The 17,486-nt window shown below is 54.1% G+C and carries 13 protein-coding genes; 1 reads left to right on the top strand and 12 read right to left on the bottom strand.

What is annotated here, in order from left to right; translation table 11 throughout:
• Window positions 1–7 precede the first annotated feature (7 nt).
• Genes CR46_RS0100520 through kdpF form a run of 6 tightly spaced genes read right to left on the bottom strand, consistent with a single transcriptional unit; the run spans window position 8 to window position 7,931 of the window.
• A complete protein-coding gene (locus CR46_RS0100520; protein WP_030069046.1) occupies window positions 8–730 on the bottom strand; it encodes a response regulator in 723 nt (240 codons plus the stop codon).
• The gene (locus tag CR46_RS0100515) at window positions 720–3,404 is read right to left on the bottom strand and encodes a sensor histidine kinase (RefSeq protein WP_030069045.1); all 2,685 of its coding nucleotides are present in this window, start codon (window positions 3,402–3,404) and stop codon (window positions 720–722) included. Before CR46_RS0100515 ends, CR46_RS0100520 begins: the two co-directional genes overlap by 11 nt.
• Before the next feature lie 4 nt (window positions 3,405–3,408).
• Window positions 3,409–4,092, bottom strand: a complete 684-nt coding sequence (gene kdpC / locus CR46_RS0100510) for a potassium-transporting ATPase subunit KdpC (protein WP_232222322.1) — start codon at window positions 4,090–4,092, stop codon at window positions 3,409–3,411.
• A gap of 10 nt (window positions 4,093–4,102) precedes the next feature.
• On the bottom strand, window positions 4,103–6,139 hold the full coding sequence (gene kdpB / locus CR46_RS0100505; RefSeq protein ID WP_030069042.1) for a potassium-transporting ATPase subunit KdpB: 2,037 nt from the start codon (window positions 6,137–6,139) through the stop codon (window positions 4,103–4,105).
• Between the two features lie 10 nt (window positions 6,140–6,149).
• Window positions 6,150–7,841, bottom strand: coding sequence for a potassium-transporting ATPase subunit KdpA (gene kdpA / locus CR46_RS0100500; protein WP_030069040.1), 1,692 nt, complete (start codon window positions 7,839–7,841; stop codon window positions 6,150–6,152).
• 9 nt (window positions 7,842–7,850) lie between these two features.
• A complete protein-coding gene (gene kdpF, locus CR46_RS18670; protein WP_083003017.1) occupies window positions 7,851–7,931 on the bottom strand; it encodes a K(+)-transporting ATPase subunit F in 81 nt (26 codons plus the stop codon).
• Window positions 7,932–8,138: 207 nt separating this feature from the next.
• Here kdpF and trkA point away from each other — a divergent pair, with 207 nt between their 5' ends.
• Entirely contained in the window at window positions 8,139–9,512 is a 1,374-nt protein-coding gene (gene trkA / locus CR46_RS0100490) for a Trk system potassium transporter TrkA (RefSeq protein ID WP_030069038.1), read from the top strand.
• A 71-nt stretch (window positions 9,513–9,583) separates the two neighbouring features.
• Here the strand turns inward: trkA and CR46_RS0100485 are convergent, their stop codons facing one another.
• The 6 genes from CR46_RS0100485 to malT all read right to left on the bottom strand — a co-directional run bounded on the left by CR46_RS0100485 (window position 9,584) and on the right by malT (window position 17,374).
• The gene (locus CR46_RS0100485) at window positions 9,584–10,306 is read right to left on the bottom strand and encodes an anti-sigma factor (protein WP_030069036.1); all 723 of its coding nucleotides are present in this window, start codon (window positions 10,304–10,306) and stop codon (window positions 9,584–9,586) included.
• Window positions 10,303–10,884: a sigma-70 family RNA polymerase sigma factor gene (locus CR46_RS0100480; RefSeq protein ID WP_030069034.1), complete on the bottom strand. Its 582-nt coding sequence runs from the start codon at window positions 10,882–10,884 to the stop codon at window positions 10,303–10,305. Before CR46_RS0100480 ends, CR46_RS0100485 begins: the two co-directional genes overlap by 4 nt.
• Before the next feature lie 167 nt (window positions 10,885–11,051).
• Window positions 11,052–11,576 carry a DUF3455 domain-containing protein gene (locus CR46_RS0100475; RefSeq protein ID WP_030069031.1) on the bottom strand — a complete coding sequence of 175 codons (525 nt, stop codon included), beginning with the start codon at window positions 11,574–11,576 and terminating at the stop codon, window positions 11,052–11,054.
• A 160-nt stretch (window positions 11,577–11,736) separates the two neighbouring features.
• Complete coding sequence (gene ugpC / locus CR46_RS0100470) at window positions 11,737–12,852, bottom strand: sn-glycerol-3-phosphate ABC transporter ATP-binding protein UgpC (protein ID WP_030069028.1); 1,116 nt, start codon at window positions 12,850–12,852, stop codon at window positions 11,737–11,739.
• Entirely contained in the window at window positions 12,840–14,534 is a 1,695-nt protein-coding gene (locus CR46_RS0100465; protein ID WP_030069026.1) for an alpha-amylase family glycosyl hydrolase, read from the bottom strand. The genes ugpC and CR46_RS0100465 overlap by 13 nt, the downstream gene beginning before the upstream one ends.
• A 134-nt stretch (window positions 14,535–14,668) precedes the next feature.
• Window positions 14,669–17,374 (bottom strand): HTH-type transcriptional regulator MalT, encoded by a 2,706-nt coding sequence (gene malT / locus CR46_RS0100460; protein WP_030069024.1) that lies wholly within the window; start codon window positions 17,372–17,374, stop codon window positions 14,669–14,671.
• Window positions 17,375–17,486 lie beyond the last annotated feature (112 nt).

Here is a 17,486-nt window from a genome sequence, read left to right as displayed (position 1 = left end):
AACGACGCTATGTTCCAGGGCGCAGCGCAGCTTCTACCAATAACCGATACCCGACGCCTGCTTCTGTTTGAAGCAGGGTGGGTGTTTGTGGGTCATCTCCCAGTTTCTGCCGCAGGCGACTAATCACGATGCGTAAATAGTGCGTATCGTCTACATGCGTTGGCCCCCAAATTTCTTTTAACAACTGAGTCTGCGTCACGACACGCCCAGCGTAGCGACACAGGCGCGCTAACACAGCGAACTCTTTTCGAGTTAAATGCACATCTTCTTGCTGTAGTGTGACTCGCCTTAGTTCCAGATCAATCGCTAACCCCTGGCTGACATAGTAACTTGATGTTTGCTCTCCCCTAGCCTTTTGGGCCAAGCGCAATACCGCCCTTATACGCGCCAGTAACTCTTGAATGCCAAAGGGCTTGGTAACGTAATCGTTGGCACCGTTATCCAACGAAAAGACTTTCTCTTCTTCTCGATCACGCACAGATACCACAATAACCGGCACAGTACTGTGTTCACGTATCCCCTGCAGTACTTCATGCCCATCCATATCAGGCAAACCTAAATCGAGCAGTACGACGTCAGGGGCTTGGGTATACACCATGGCTAATGCCTGCTTACCGTTCTCCGCCTCTAAAACCCCATAGCCTTGAGAGGCGAGACTGATACGCAGAAAACGCCGAATCTGCTGCTCATCGTCAACAATCAGAATGCGACCGCTGCCTTCACTCTTCATCACCCCTCCTGATCTCTGCCCCTAACAGTTGCAGCGTAATAATAATCGCAGTGCCTCGCCCACTTTCGCCGGTATCAGCCGTAATAGTGCCGCCGTGAGCACCAATCATGCCACGGCATATGGCTAAACCAAGGCCACTGCCATGGGCACTTCTGTCGCCATCACCACCGCTGTAAAACATATCGAATACCTGCTCGCGCAGCTCGGGAGAAATGCCCGGGCCTTGATCTTCAACAGTAATCACCAACGTCTCGGGGTCACCTTCGTTAAGGTTCGCTTTGATGCTCAACTCACCCCCTGGCGGTGAAAAACGTTGAGCATTATCTAAGACATTCACCAACGCTTGTTCTACCAGCGCAGGGTGGACATAAAGTAGCGGTAACGAAGGAGGCCAAGACTTGCGGACAACGACATGCTTAAGCGACTGGCCCAAGCGCTTAAGCGCTGAGTTAATAACGTCGTCAAACGCTACCCAATCCCGCTCAATTTTTAATGTGCCGTGCCCTAATCGGGTCATATCCAACAAGTTTTGTATGTATCGATTGAGGCGCTCGCTTTCGGACAAAATGCCATCAAGCAACTCACGTTGGTCGCTCTCGCTTAGCTGCGGTTTTAGTTCAATCAATGAACTGGCTGAGCCAATAATAGAAGAGAGCGGTGTCCGTAGGTCATGAGACACCGATGAGAGTAACGCAGAGCGCAGACGTTCATTCTCTTCAGAGACACGGGTTGTGTTCAATTCCGCCACTAACCGAGTGCGTTCTAACGCCATACTGAGCTGCCGTATTAACGTATCCATTAACGACTCTCGTTCATGGTTGAGCGCTTTTTGGCTTTCCGACAGTTTAAGCGCCATCATCCCTACTTTTTCTCCCTGCACTGCCAATGGTATTAAACGCCAAGCCTGCTGGCTCAGTGTATCGGTGCCTTGGCCACTGGGCTTTTGATGCTGCCAGCTCCACACCGCTGCCTGCTTGGCCGCTATGTCCAATCGCTCTGAATCTGGCAGTGCATACACAACTCGCACTTCATTCGCGCTTTCGGCGCTTTCAATAAACACCGTGGGCACTGCAAAACACTGCACCAATGTATCAACACCAATTTTTGCTGCACTGGTACTGTCTGTCGCGGTTGATAGCTGTTCGGCATAACGCAACAAAAGCTGAGTTTGATCGCGGCTAGCACGCAGTGCAATTAAACGCTGACGCCCCCTACCCGCAAGCTGCCCAACCACCACGGCAACGAGCAAAAAAAATACTGCCGTTAGCAACTGCCCACGCTCCACCATGGCAAAGGTGAGACGCGGCTCGGTAAAGAAGAAGTTAAATGCTAAAAAGCTCGCGATGGCGCTGAACATTGCCATCGCGGTACCCGCCCATACCGCACTGAACAGTACGGCCACTAAAAACACTAGTGATAAGTTAGCTAGCTCAAGCCAGGGCTCCAGCATGACAGCCACCCCTAGGGATGCCATCACCGCCAAGCTAGCGGCCAGTAACTGGGGAGGATGCAGCTTCCAGCCATGTTGCCATTGATTGGCGCGTTGTTTCACAGCCCCTTTAGCCACTACAACAATATCGAATGCCTCGGCATGCGCCATCAAGCGTTGGGCCAGTGGCCGTGACCATTTCCACCAACGACGCTTCGCTTCGCGACCCACCACAATAGTGGTCGCATTAATTGAGCGTGCATAGTTGAGAATCTCACTTAGCTGGCTATGCCCTTGTAAACGTATTGAATCGCCACCCAGCCGAGCGACCAGGCTTAAGACTTGTTCAACGGCCAGTTGCTGCTGTGGAGAAACACTTCCTTTATCAACATAAACCGCTCGCCATACCGCTAAGCGCCGCTCGGCCATCCGATGAGCCGCGCGAACCAGCGATACGTCGTCTTCACTTCCATTAATGACCACCAACAGATGCGGTCTTACTGGCCAGGGGCCTGCCCTGCCGCCAGCATCCATTGCCACCTTCACATCGGCATCTACGCGCTCGGCCATAGTTTGAATCGCCAGCTCACGCAGCGCGTTGAGATTGGATTCATTAAAGTAGCCTTCCATGGCAGCACGGGCCTGCTCGGGTATATAGACTTTGCCACGTCTTAAGCGCTCAAGGAGTTCGTCAGGGGTTAAATCAACAAGCGATACATCGCGGGCACGTTCTAACAGCGCATCGGGCACTGTTTCACGCATGCGAATCCCAGTAATCCGCGCGACATCATCATTCAAACTCTCGAGATGCTGGACGTTAACGGTTGTCCATACATCAATACCTGCATCCAGCAGCTCTTCAATATCCTGGTAACGGCGTGGGTGCCGACTGCCGGGGATATTACGGTGGGCAAGCTCGTCCACCAGCAAAATACTGGGACGTCGCGCCAGGGCCGCATCAATATCAAACTCATAGAAGGTTCGGCCATGGTGCTTTAAAGGCGCTAACGGAAGCCGTGCCAACCCATCACACAAGGCTTCGGTATCGGCACGTCCGTGTGACTCCACCACGCCAATTACAATATCTTCACCTTCCTCTGCCCTCTCACGGGCGGTGCGAAGCATGGTGTAGGTTTTACCGACACCGGGCGCGGCTCCCAGAAATACACGCAAACAGCCGCGCGCCTCTCGGCGCGCGGCTTTTAGCAATGTATTGGGATCGGGTCGCTGATCCGCTGAATACATTGGTTTACTCCATGGTGTCTGAAGCCGTCGGGGTGACGGAGGCTGGGGTTAATGGCGCTGCGATGGTTGATGATACTGGAAAACGATCATCCAAACTGACATTCAGCCGCAACACGTTCACCACCGGCGAGCCCAACCAGCCTGTGTTTTCAAGTGCTTGCTCAATTAGCTCTGTCACAGTAGCTTCGTCGATTCCGCGTGCTTGCGCTACTCTTGCAACCTGTAGCTCAGCCGCCTCGGGGGAGATATGTGGGTCGATACCTGACCCAGACGCGGTAATCAGATCGACCGGGATTTGATCGACACTTACGTTTTCGCGTTGAGCAATGGCATTTGCATCTGCCTGGGCACGCTCACGCAGCGATACATTACTCGGCGCCAAATTAGACCCTGAGACGCCACCAGCGTCATTGCCCGCCGCCGATGGGCGACCAATAAAGTACTCATCGCTGACAAACGTTTGGGACACCAAGCTTGACCCGACCACCCGACCAGAAGCGTCTCTAACCAAACTACCTTGGGCCTGCTCGGGGAATAACCAACCGCCCAGTGTTGTGGTAACTAGCGGGTAAATCAGCCCCAGAAGAACGGCCATTACCACCATAAAGCGAAGTGCATGGCCCCAGGAGGCCTTTGCCTGCAGCACATCGTCATTCGCAGCGATCTGGCGTTTCATATCCACATTCATGACGTTTCTCCTAGATAAATAACGCAATCAGCATGTCGAGAAGCTTGATGGCAGGGAATGGCAGCAGCAGCCCGCCCAGGCCATAAATCAGCAGATTTCGACGCAATAGCTCCGTCGCCGATGCCGCTTTTATAGACACACCGCGTAAGGCAAAGGGGATCAATGCCGGAATGATTAACGCGTTGAACAACACCGCCGCTAGCACCGCCGTAGTCGGCGAGTGCAAATTCATCACGTCGAGCACGCCAAGCGCAGGGAAGCTGGCGGCAAATAGTGCGGGCAAAATAACAAAGTATTTAGCCACATCATTCGCCAGCGAGAACGTCGTCAGCGCGCCACGGGTAACCAGCAACTGCTTGCCAATTTCCACCGCACTAATCAGCTTGCCGGGGTCAGAGTCCAGATCCACCATATTGGCCGCTTCACGGGCTGCCTGGGTGCCTGAGTTCATTGCCAACCCTAGATCAGCTTGAGCAAGAGCGGGAGCATCGTTAGTACCGTCACCCACCATGGCAACCAAGCGACCACTGGCCTGCTCTTCGCGAATCAACGCTAGCTTGCGCTCTGGCGTGGCTTCGGCAATGTAGTCGTCCACGCCTGCCGTCGCGGCAATAGCCGACGCCGTAATCGGGTTGTCGCCCGTGATCATTACGGTTTTGATACCCATGGTACGCAGTTCAGCAAACTTCTCCGCGATACCGCTTTTAATCACATCAGACAGCGCCACCACGCCCAAAATCTGTTTGCCTTCTGCCACCGCAATAGGGGTTGCACCATCCCGTGAGATACGTGCAATGACCTGCTCGTAATCGCTGGGGATCTCACCGCCCTGGGCCTTAACCCACTCCGCAATAGCATTCGGAGCCCCCTTGCGCAGCTTTTTACCGCTGGTTAGATCAACACCTGACAGGCGTGTTTCAGCACTGAACGCTTCAAAAGTTGCACCATCGGCTTCTTCACTAAGCTGGACGTCGACGCCCTGCTCAGTGGCTAGCTCCACAATTGAACGACCTTCCGGCGTAGGGTCTTCCAGGGACGTTAAAAACGCCACGTCACGAACTCGTTGACGCGGAACCTGTTGGCAAGGAGCAAACTCCGTCGCACGACGATCGCCAAGCGTTATCGTGCCGGTTTTGTCCAGCAGCAAGGTGTCGATGCTGCCAGCAATCTCGACGGCCTTACCGGATTTAGCCACCAGGTTAGCCCGCATAGCGCGCTCCATACCCGCAATACCGATAGCGGGCAAGAGGCCACCAATGGTGGTAGGAATCAAACAAACCAGCAACGCCACGAGCATGACCGTGGAGGTTTCAACGCCCACGAAAGCCGCCATGGGCACCAACGTGACCACCACGATCAAAAACACCAGCGTTAGCATGGCCAAGAGTACCGATAGCGCCAGTTCGGAAGGTGTCTTCTGACGGTTGGCGCCTTCTACCAAGGCAATCATGCGATCTAACAACGATTCGCCAGGGTTAGCGCTGACCTCAATAATCAGATGATCCGACAGCACTTTGGTCCCAGCACTGACACCGCTGTTATCAGTGCCCGCTTCACGCAATACGGGTGCAGACTCACCGGTGACAGCCGACTCATTGATCGAGGCAGCCCCTTCAACGATATCGCCATCGGCGGGAATCAGCTCCCCCGCGACAACCTTCACACGATCGCCTTTGCGAAGAGAGTCGGCCGTCACATTACTCGTCGTACCATCAGCATTCAGCTTAACCGCCTTCAGCTCTCCCTTGGTTTTACGCAGCGCCCCAGCGTGGGCTTTACCACGTGACTCTGCCAACGACTCGGCCCCCGTGGCGAACAGAACGGTAGCCAGTAACAACAACGCGATGGCCAACGCAAAGCCGCCATTTTCTCCCTGGGCAAAAGCAACTGGCGTCAGCCCAAAGCACACGACGGTACCAATAGCGACCACTGCCATCACCGGGTTGCGCGCGAGTTGACGAGGCGCAAGTCCTTTCACAGCCCCAGCGACGACCTGGCCAATGGGTAGCGGACGACGCGGCGGTTTAGCAAGCTCAGTATGTGACATCTCGTTTCTCCTAGAAGCCTTGCGTCACGGCTTCAGCAATCGGGCCAAGCACTAACGCCGGTAAGAAGCCCAGCAAGTTAACAATTACAATCACACCGGCGGTCAATCCCATAAATGCCGGGCTATCCATCGGTAAGGTGCCGCGTCCTGCGGGTGCAGTGCGCTTCGCTGCCAGCCATCCGGCCACCGCTAATGGCACCAACATGGGCAGGAATCGGCCGACCATCAGTGCAATAACACAGGCGAGGTTCCACCACGGCGTATCATCGCCAAGCCCTTCAAAACCAGAGCCGTTATTGGCAAAGGCAGAGGTAAATTCGTAAAGCACTTGGGATAGGCCGTGGAAACCAGGGTTTGAGGTTCCAGCAGCGCTAGGCATCGCTACGGTAAGCGCGGAAAGACCAAGAATGACTAACGGCTGCGCCAGGATTGCTAGCGAGATCCAACGCATTTCACGGGTTTCAAGCGGTTTGCCAAACAACTCTGGCGCTCTACCGACCATCAATGAGCCAACAAAAGCCGCCAACATCAGATATAGAAAGAAGCCAATAAGCCCAACACCTACGCCGCCAAAGGTGACGTTCACAAACATATCCATCAACACCATCATGCCGCCCATGGGGTTAAAGCTGTCGTGCATGGCGTTAACGGAGCCGTTCGATGTTTGTGTTGTCCAGCTGCCCCATAAAGCGGAAAGATCGGTACCAAAACGCAGTTCTTTGCCTTCCAAATTAGCGCCGGGCTGAGAAAGCTCGGAAAGGGCAGCATTCGGCATACGTTCCGAAGAGACCACTACAGAGGTGGAAATCAGCGAGAACGTCAGCATCACAGCACCAATGCCCATCATTAATCGGCGTCGGCCACTAATAAGTGCAATGGCAATCAGTAATGCGAAGGGAATGATCGTCAGGGAAGCAGTTTCAATCACATTGGCCAACGGCGTTGGGTTTTCAAGCGGAACGCTAGAGTTTGGCCCGTACCAGCCACCACCATTGGTGCCCAGCTGCTTGATCGCGACCATAGATGCAACCGGCCCTAAGGGAATCGACTGCACTTCTTCCACTTGCGAGTCCAGCATTTCCACTTGATGCGCCGCTTGGTAGCTGGAAGGCACTCCTTGCGAGGTCAGCAACAGCGCCACCACTGCTGCCAGCGGCAACATCACGCGCACCACTGTACGGGTCAAGTCATGGTAGTAATTACCAACCCCTTTTAACGCTCCCGCAGGCCGAGCGACAAGCAAGGTACGGGCTATTGCGACCAGTACAGCGAGCCCCGTGGCAGGTGTTAAAAACTGCAGCGTTACAATGGCAAAGGTTTGACTTAGATGGGAGAGCTGCGCCTGGCCCGAGTAGTGCTGCTGGTTAGTGTTGGTGGCAAATGATACCGCTGTGTGGAGCGCAGTATCCCACTTCATGCCGGGTATGCCATCAGGATTCAGGGGCAGCAAGCCCTGACACATAAACACCAACCATGCCAGCAGTATCAAGCCTACATGCAGCTTCAAAATGGCTAGCGCATAGACTTGCCACGTCATCACGCTTTGACTATTAACGCCTGCTAATCGATAAATAGGCGTCTCTATCACTCTGAATAGCGTGTCTATTCGACTTGGCTGGGTACTTAGCGCGCGGGCGATATATATCCCCAATGGCACACCAAGTAATGCCACGATGGCATAAATGGCGATCATGTCGTTCATGGCAATCTCCTAAAAACGCTCGGGGCAAACTAGCGCGTAAAACAAGTACGCCGCTGTGCCGGTCGCGATTATCAACAGTGCAATATTCATCGAAGTGCCTCCTTTGATTGGCACCTTGAGCTTAGAGATTGCCTGCGTAAAAAATCGATGGCGTTTAAGGCGTTAGCCGTCAAAAAGGTGTAAAAAAATGAGCTTTTGGCTAATTAAGAGGGCCTCCGATCATTGCTACACTCGACAGCCTCCCTATAGATAGGTGACTATCTTCAGTGACATGTCGCCAGAGTGATCTAACCACCGATGAAGATTATTATTTTGGGTGCCGGCCAAGTCGGTGCCACCCTGGCAGAGCACCTTGCCCGCGAAGAAAATGACATCACCGTTGTTGATACCGACGGTGCGAAACTGCGCGAACTGCACACCAAACTGGATATTCGCACCGTGACAGGCGCAGCTTCTTATCCTATTGTGCTGCGCCAAGCAGGCTGTGAAGATGCCGATATGTTGATTGCGGTGACCAACACCGACGAAGTCAATATGATTGCCTGCCAAGTCGCCCACACGCTATTTCGTACCCCCACCAAAATTGCCCGCGTACGTTCAACCGCCTACCTCACCCGTAAAGGATTATTCGCCCACGAAGCGATTCCTATTGATGTACTGATCAGCCCTGAACAAGTGGTCACGGATCATGTGCGCCGCCTGATTGAGCACCCCGGTGCGCTGCAGGTGTTGGAGTTTGCCGGTGGTTTGGTGCAGTTAGTGGCGGTCAAGGCGTTCTACGGTGGCCCACTGGTAGGGCAAGATTTAGCCTTTCTCGCCAAGCACATGCCTAATGTGGAAACACGCGTCGCCGCGATTTACCGCCGCAATAGGCCGATCATTCCCCGTGGCGATACGGTGATTGAAGCCGACGATGAAGTGTTTTTCCTGGCCGCACGGCGCGATATTCGCGCGGTAATGAGCGAACTACGCCGCGTTGAACGGGATTTTCGGCGGGTGGTGATTGCCGGTGGGGGCAATATCGGTGAACGCTTGGCCGAACACCTGGAGCATAGCCATCAGGTCAAAATTATCGAGCACAGTTTAGAGCGCTGCACCGCGCTTTCCGAACGGCTTGACCGTACGGTGGTACTTCACGGCAGCGCTACCAGCAAGCGGCTGCTGGAAGAAGAGAACATCGAAGAGTGCGATATCTTTTGTGCTCTGACCAACGACGACGAGGTTAATATTATGTCGTCGCTGCTGGCCAAACGCTTGGGAGCCAAAAAGGTACTCACGCTGATTAACAACGCTGCCTACGTAGATTTGGTTCAGGGGGGCGAAATCGATATCGCCATTTCGCCCCAGCAAGCGACCATCGGCAGCCTGCTTACCCACGTTCGCCGTGGCGATATCGTTAACGTCCATTCGCTTCGCCGTGGCGCGGCGGAAGCCATCGAGGCTATCGCCCACGGTGACAAGCAGTCGTCCAAGGTCGTGGGCCGCACCATTGCTGAAATCAATTTGCCTGAAGGCACCACCATAGGTGCCATTGTACGAGGCAAAGAGGTCATCATTGGCCATGGGGATGTGATGGTCGAGAGCGGCGACCACGTGATTCTGTTTGTGATCGATAAGCGGCGCATTCGTGACGTGGAACGCCTATTCCAAGTCGGTTTAACGTTCTTTTAAGCTACTCGGAACTCGCCTCTGATGTGGTTAGCATCGTTAATAACACTTAGCATCGTTAATAACACTATGCGTTAAATCTCCACCGCGCGGCCGATAAACTCAATCGGGCCAGTCGGTAGACCGGTAGGCGAACCGGTGTCATCCTCTAGCGTGAGTTCAAAGAGCTGGTTATCTTCAAGCGGCGGTAACTGGTCTAAACGCAGGCGCAGCGGTTGCCCTGGCTGTACTAGGCCAAGTGAAACCGGCGCTTGCCAATCATCCGCCTTGGTCCAGAACTCCAGTGCTTTTCCTTCGGGCACTTCAAAAGTGCCCAACGGGATCAGTTGAATCTCTTGACGGTTGGCAGCCTGCACAACCCACCCTGCTGATTGAGTTTGCGGCGCTAACAGCACCACCATATATTCTGGCGTTGCTGGTTCAGTGGAGACATTGGTCAACAACACACCCATCGTCACGGCGGCAGCTAAACCAAGGCCGGTAGCGGCGCGCCAAAATGGTAGGCTATGCACCAAGCGGCGAGGCGTTGTGACAGCCCTTGAAACACGCGCTGATCTTTTCGATGCGGCTTGCATGCTGCGCTCAATGCGCGGCCATAAATAATCTGATGGGGTAACAGGATCAACGATCGCGGTGTAGGGGAAAAACTGCTCTTCCCAGTCAGCTACGATGGTTTGTAATTGTGGGTCGTTGGCTAAGCGTGCCTCAAAGGCTTCTCGCTCAGCGATGGGTAACGAACCTAGTACGTACTCCCCTGCAAGTGCATGAAGGTCATCGTTTTCGTTGGAACGCGTCATGACATACACTCCCGCAGGCGAAGCAAACTTCGCTTAATCCAGGCTTTAACAGTGCCTAGCGGCGCGCCAGTGTGTGCAGAAATTTCGGCATGACTTAACCCATCCACGTAGGCATGTAGCACACAGTTTCGGCGCTCGGTTTCCAATTGCTGCAAGCACTCATCCATCTGCTGGCCAGTCTGCCAGTCAAAGGCCTCCGCCGTCGTCGATAATGACTGTTGGTAGGTGTCATCATCGGCTAGCTCGCCTGGGTCGTTGACATCTAGCCTGACTTCTCGGTCGCGCTGACGGATAGCATTTAATGCTAAGTGGCGGGCAATACTGAATATCCAGGTGCGGGCAGAGCCTCGTTTGGGGTCAAAACTATCGGCACGCTGCCAAATGTTCAGGCAAGCATCGTGAACAATATCCTCAGCCATACCGCGGTCTTTCACGATACGCATGACAACCCCAAGCAGTCGGGCACCCTCTTGACGATAAAGCTGCTGCAGTGCCACTTGCTCACCACGGGCACAGCGCGCAAGTGCATCAGCATAATCAAAGTCGTTAGTTATCGTAGATACGCCTATATCAGACACATGCTAGCTCCCTGGTGACGCGTCGAGCCTGTCGCCGCGCTTTCCCAGCAAGCATAGCGGCTAGAGACTCGCGAGACGAGCCTCTAGCCTTACTTAGATGTGTTTCTTGAGAAAATTTTTGCTTAGCAACGGTATTGATATTAACTAAGCAATTAAAGGACTTAGTCTTAGTTAGCTGTCCAGAAAATATAGTCTGCCTGATAAGTTACAACTGCGGTGGCACCTTCATGGCCGTCATCACAAGCCACATCTGGTGCAACACCGCCCTGAGTATTCAGGCGTTGAATATAGCTAACGCCAGTCATTGCGCCCTCACCTTCCGCAGGATTGGCTTCAACGAGCTGCAACGGGATATTGCCATCACCATTCGCGGCAGTTGCCAGCTGAGTGCCGGTTATTTTAGAGCCATCCAATGCTTCCCAGGTAGCAGGCGGGCCGTAGTAGCTGCCAACTTGAGCCCCATCACTATCGTTCAGCGCCGCGTGTGGGCCTTTGAATACCCAGCCCATAGTACCGTCGTCTTTGGCTTCACACATGTAGGTAATCGCGCCCACACCGACTGTTTCCAGGGCGACGGTATTGCCGTCGGGCACTTGAACGTCGGCAGGCGTCATATCGGCCAGCGCAACGTGACTGAAGGATGCAATCAAGGTAGCGGCGAGTGCTGCACGCGTAAGAGGTTGGATAGTCATTTTCAGTCTCCTTGAGTTTTGTATCACCCACTGCAAAGTGTGGCTGTATAGGGGATACACACGAGGAGACGTTTTGGATGCACTCTTTTTAGAAAATAATTAAGAAAAAAGCGCCTAAAAAATTTGAGACGCTTTTTATGTATAAAAATCAGTTGATTATCTACTGGCTAACGCCATCTACTTCAACCTGCCGGGGGCAAGCATTACCGTGCTGATCAAACAGATGGCAGTGCTGGCCTGCAAGCCCCAAGCGTGCATTTTGGCCCTCTTCTAGGCGAGTCAAGCCATCTAAACGCTGGGTAAGTGGGACGTCGATGCCTGCTACCTGCCAATGCGCCAGCGTTTCGTAGCCCAACTTTTCCGCCACCATCAAGCTCGCATTCAGCGTGGCTTCTGCCTGCTCGGCTGCGACAAAATCTTCCGCCCGCAGCCCAAGGGTTGCGCTATCTCCTGACTGAAGGTGCTTGCCATTGACCGCTACTGTCAGCGTGTCACCACTATGCAGGCGCACTACTGTTTGGCGCTCGCCTGGGTCTACCACCGTGACGGTAAAAGTATTAATCCGTGGCGAGCCTATAAACTCGGCCACTTCAAGGGTTTTAGGGAAGTGGTAAAGCGAAAGCGGCGCGCCGACCTGGGCGATACGGCCACGGGAAAGCAGCACAATACGGTCAGCTAAAGTCATTGCTTCCACTTGATCGTGGGTCACGTAGATCATGGTGGCGTTCAAACGCTTATGCAGGGCCGCAATTTGCACCCGCATATCCACCCGCAGCGCGGCATCCAGATTAGACAGCGGCTCATCAAACAAAAAAACCGCGGGCTCTTTTACCAAGGTACGGCCAATCGCCACCCGCTGACGCTGGCCACCAGAAAGGTCTTTAGGCTTGCGTTCAAGCAGTTCAGTTAAGTGCAGCATTTCCGCAGCGTGTTGTACACGACGACGAATTTCGGCTTTATCAGTACGCGCCAGCTTTAAGCCAAAGGCCATGTTTTCTGCCACGCTCATATGCGGGTAAAGCGCATAGGACTGGAAGACCATGCCTATATCCCGCTCCTGGGGAGGAATCTCATTGATCCGCTGACCATCAAGTTGCATATCACCTTCGGTGATATCTTCCAGACCCGCAATCATACGCAGCAGGGTGGATTTTCCACAGCCAGAGGGGCCAACGAAGACAACAAACTCGCCATCTTCGATCGTAAGATCGATATCCCGAGAGATTTCCACACCGTCAAAGGATTTACCAATGCCGCTAAGCGTTAAACGTCCCATGGCGCGTCTTCCTCAGTTTGTGAGCACTGGGCAATCGCCACGCCATAGGGCGGAAGAGACAGTTGCGGCAGCGTTAACTGGCCACCCCGCCATACGCCGTTTAGCCAGGCAGGCGAACCCTTAATAGATTCAGCGCTCTCAGGAACCATGCGAGTGACGGTTCGATCGCTAAAGTTCAGCGCAATCAACAACCGTGTTTGTTGATAAGTGCGCTCTAAACAGAGTACATCGTCACGCACGGCGTGATAGCGCACGTCGCCTTTTACTAGCGCAGGCAGGATACGGCGGAACGCCAAAAACTCGCGATAAGCATTGAGCAACGAACCGGCATCGCTATCTTGCTGGTCAACGGCGAGGCTGGCATGAGACTCGGGCACTGGCAGCCAGGGCGTGACGTTACTAAAGCCAGCATGTGGTGCGTCAGCTTGCCAGGGGTGTGGCGTTCGGCAGCCGTCGCGGCCTTTATAGGTAGGCCAAAAGGTAATGCCCGCCGGGTCAACCAACTGCTCAAACGTCAGTTCAGCTTCAGGCAAGCCAAGTTCTTCGCCTTGATAGAGGCACACACTGCCCCGCTGGGTAAGCAAGAACACCATATAAAGCCGCAGCTTATCCAGCTGCCCTTCGGTCTGCCAGCGAGTGGCAAGACGGGTAACATCGTGGTTCCCCAGTGCCCAACAGGGCCAACCATCACCAATCCGAGCTTCCATTTCGGTGAGCGTTTTATGCAAATAACCAGGGTCCGATTTGTCGGTAAGCAGGTTGAACGAGTAGCACATGTGCAGACGATTGCCGCCTTGGGAGTACTCCGCCATCACGCCCAGGGCGTCATCGTCACCAACTTCTCCTACGCTCGTCGAGCCTGGGTACTCGTCTAACAAGCCGCGAAGGCGCTCTAAAAACACCACGTTTTCTGGCTGGGTTTTATCGTACTGGTGCAGCTGGTAGCCATAAGGGTTGTCCGGGCGAACACCTAAAAAGCTTTCGGTTACTTCTGCGCGCGGAGGATTATCCTTAAGCTCGCCATGGGTGCAGAAGTTCACCGCATCAAGACGGAAGCCGTCGACTCCGCGCTCTAGCCAAAAGCGCGCTTCTTCCAGAATGGCATCCACCACGGCGGGAGTGCGGAAATTCAGATCCGGCTGGCTGGCCAGGAAGTTATGCAGATAGTACTGACAACGGCGTGTATCCCACTGCCAGGCGCTGCCACCAAACACCGACTGCCAGTTGGTCGGCGGCGCACCATCAGGCTTGGGGTCAGCCCAGACGTACCAGTCAGCTTTGGGGTTATCACGGCTTTGTCGGCTCTCTTCAAACCAGGCGTGCTGGTCTGACGTGTGCGACATCACTTGGTCGATGGTTACCTTCAGCCCTCGCACATGAGCGGCTTCTATCAGTCGGTCAAAGTCTTCCAGAGTGCCAAACATCGGATCGATACCGCGATAATCGCTAATATCGTAGCCAAAATCTTTCATCGGCGATGTAAAAAATGGCGACAACCAAATCGCATCGACATTAAGCGAGGCAATGTAATCGAGCTTGTCAATTACCCCTTTTAAATCACCAATGCCGTCGCCACGACTGTCTAAAAAGCTACGCGGATAGATTTGATAAATCACGGCACCGCGCCACCAGTCAGCGCCTTGGCTGCCAACGTAGTGGGAGGTGGAAGGCATCTGCATCATCGTATTGTCCTTATCCTTTAAATGGCCTGTTGATTGGCATGATGCAGCGTTGACCGTTAGATAAAATCCTCCCCTAGAGGCAGCGGTGGGCGTAGGCGTTAGGAGTAGCCACTAGCGCCGACCATAAACCTTCTTTACTCTCCTTGAATATGCGCCAGTAATTGCCCCGCCAGCGCAATCGCTTCATCACGTCGGCGAATATTCTGTTTTTGATAAAGACTGCGGATATGCGTTTTGATGGTGGTCGGTGCCACCGATAGCTGTTCGGCGATCTGCTCATTAGAGAGCCCAGCATGAATCAGCCCCAAGATTTGCCACTCTCGTCGAGTCAGTGGCGACGTGCGGATAAGTTCAGGCACATCGGGCCGTGCCACAATGTTGGCAATCACTGTCTCGTCCAGCATCAAGCGGCGAGCGCTGCCAAAATCTTTTTGGCGGCCAGCTAAGGTCAACAACCGCTCCGCGCGAGCCTGTTCAAGGGGGGCTAAGCTGTTACTTGCTAATAGCGTCGACAGCAGCTCCCCCAGTGGTTTGCCTATCCGTAAAAAGCTGCCTACCAACGCGGTGCGGGAAGCTAAACTGAGTGCCTGCTGTATATGGTTACTTGCCTGGGTGGTTTTCCCCTGATGCCAAGCCACCGCCGCTAAGCACAGCTGGTTGCGATTCGCGTCAGTCACTAATCCGAGCCGCTGGGTGTGGGCTTCAAGGGCATCCAGTAGTTCGCGGGCCTCTTCGTAGCGCCCCAATAGTGTTAATGCACGGGCATGGTTACGCACGTTGCACTGGGAAAAGTGATTGGTGGCATGCTCGGTAAGTGGTTCTGGCGCTTCTTGGCGCCAACGCTCGACCGCATCCATATCGTGTGTCGATTGCCACCACGCCAACAGCGTTGCATGGGCATTGGCTATCCAATCAATGTGATAATCCCCTTCTGAGAGAATTTTGCGAAGCCTACGAATATGGTCAGCACACTGCGCTTGGTCTCCCCGGCTCTGGGCGACTTTAGCGAGCTGAATATGGCACTGAAGCGTCCAGCGCTCGCCTTGATTGTCTAACACCGCAATACCTTTCAACGCGGCTTGCTCGGCTTCATCTAACCGATGCCACTCCCAAAGCACCTGGCTGCGAATGCGGTACAAAAACTCTGCGACCGGTAAATGTTCAAGTTCGGCGCGCTCTAGGTGTGCGAAGGCACGCTCTTGAATATCGTAAGCAGCCTGGAAGCGACCTTGAGCCACCAGTGCTTCCGACTGATGACAAAACGACCACAGCAGTCGTTGATGATCGCCAACCTGCCGCGCTTGTCGCTCTACCTCACGCACCCGCTGCAGCGACTCCTCTAAATAGCCTTGTACAAAGCGCGCTTCGCTGAGAATAGCCGTTGCCGTCAACGGCGTTGACGCTAAGTAACGTGCAGGCACCGCAAGCGCCTGCTCAGCAAGTGGCGCTGCGCGCTCAGCGTTACCATGGTTAATCGCCAATTGGGCACGTAACGTAGCAAATTCAGCGTTCAACGCCTGCCATTCGGGCTCATCCAGCTGTGCCTCAATCCATCCGATCACCCGTGCTGTCACATCAAACTGAAATTGCCCATGAGATACCCAGCCATAGAGCAGCGTATGCTCTGGACTTTTTGAAAGCTTCGGTTCGCCCAGCAGCGCAAAACCTTGCGCTAATAGCGCATAGGCGCCACTGGCTAATAAAGCAGGGCCCTGCGCGGTCAATAAGCTGGCAACGTCCTCTTGCTCCTCGGCTAAAATTGCCTGTCGTAACGCCATGACCGGATCATTTAGCGCTAACCACGCTTGGCTTGCACGCTGATGCAACCTTCGCTGAGTAGATAAATTAAGCTCGTGGCGGCGGTGACGAAGATACTCGCCAAACAGCCGCTGAAAGCGGAACCACTGGGTGTGTGGGTCGGGTCGCTCAATAAAGAGTCCCGCTTGCTCAAATGCTTCTAAACGCTGAGTTAGCCGCTCACCTTCCAAAAGGCGCGCCATCAACTCGGGCGAAAAACGCTCTAACACCCCCAACTGAAGCATCAGCTCGCGCTCTTCAGCAGGAAGCGCAGCGGCTAGCAATTCATCAAACCAAGCGACAAAATCAGGATGCGCACCGCTTAAACGCTCGACCAGCGCATCAAATCCCGCACGCGTGGTGGTTCGCTCAACCAGCCAGTTCAGCGCCACAATCCAGCCACCGCTTCTACGCAACGCGCGCTCTAGGCTTACTCGGGTGGGCGGAAAACTTAGCTGTTCAGCACACAGGGTGTGTGCTTCTTCGCTGTCAAAAGCCAAGTCATTAAGGTCAATCTCTTCAAGCTCCCCTCTCAATCGAAGACTCGCTAAACCAAGTGAGGGGCGCGAACGGCTTGTCAGCGTCAAGGTCAGCCAGGGCGGTTGATGACGCAGCCAATGAGCGACGCCAGCCAAAATATCGGGATGGGTCACGTGTTCAAATTCATCGACGACAAAACGACACGGGGAACGTTGCTCGGGTAACTCGCCCAGCCAACGTTCAAGCTGCTCGATGCAGTCAGCATCGTCAGCCATGGACGAAAGCACATAGGTGTCATCGAGCAACTTATTTAATGCTGCCTGCCAATAGGCTAGGAAACGTGCTGGCTGATTATCACGCTGATCCAATCGAAGCCAAGCGGCCTCCTGCTCCAGTGCGGGCAACCGCTCGGCCAGCAGTGTCGTTTTGCCATAACCCGACGGCGCTGCCAGCACTAGCAGGCGGGTACGCTCGTTTAAGGCGAAATAATCATTTAGCCGTGGCCGGGCCACCACACTAAGCGGCAACGGCGGTGCCTTTAGCTTTTCTTGGAGTAACGACATCAGCGCCTCCCGACATCAGTGCTTTTACATAACAAAAAGCCCGCGACACGTCGCGGGCAATCGGCATTGGAGAAACAGTTTTCGCTAGCAAGCAGCGGCTTACGCTTAGAAT

The organism is Vreelandella neptunia, from assembly GCF_000712975.1.
Lineage (GTDB): Bacteria > Pseudomonadota > Gammaproteobacteria > Pseudomonadales > Halomonadaceae > Vreelandella > Vreelandella qaidamensis.
This window is presented reverse-complemented; position numbering and strand designations above follow the sequence as displayed.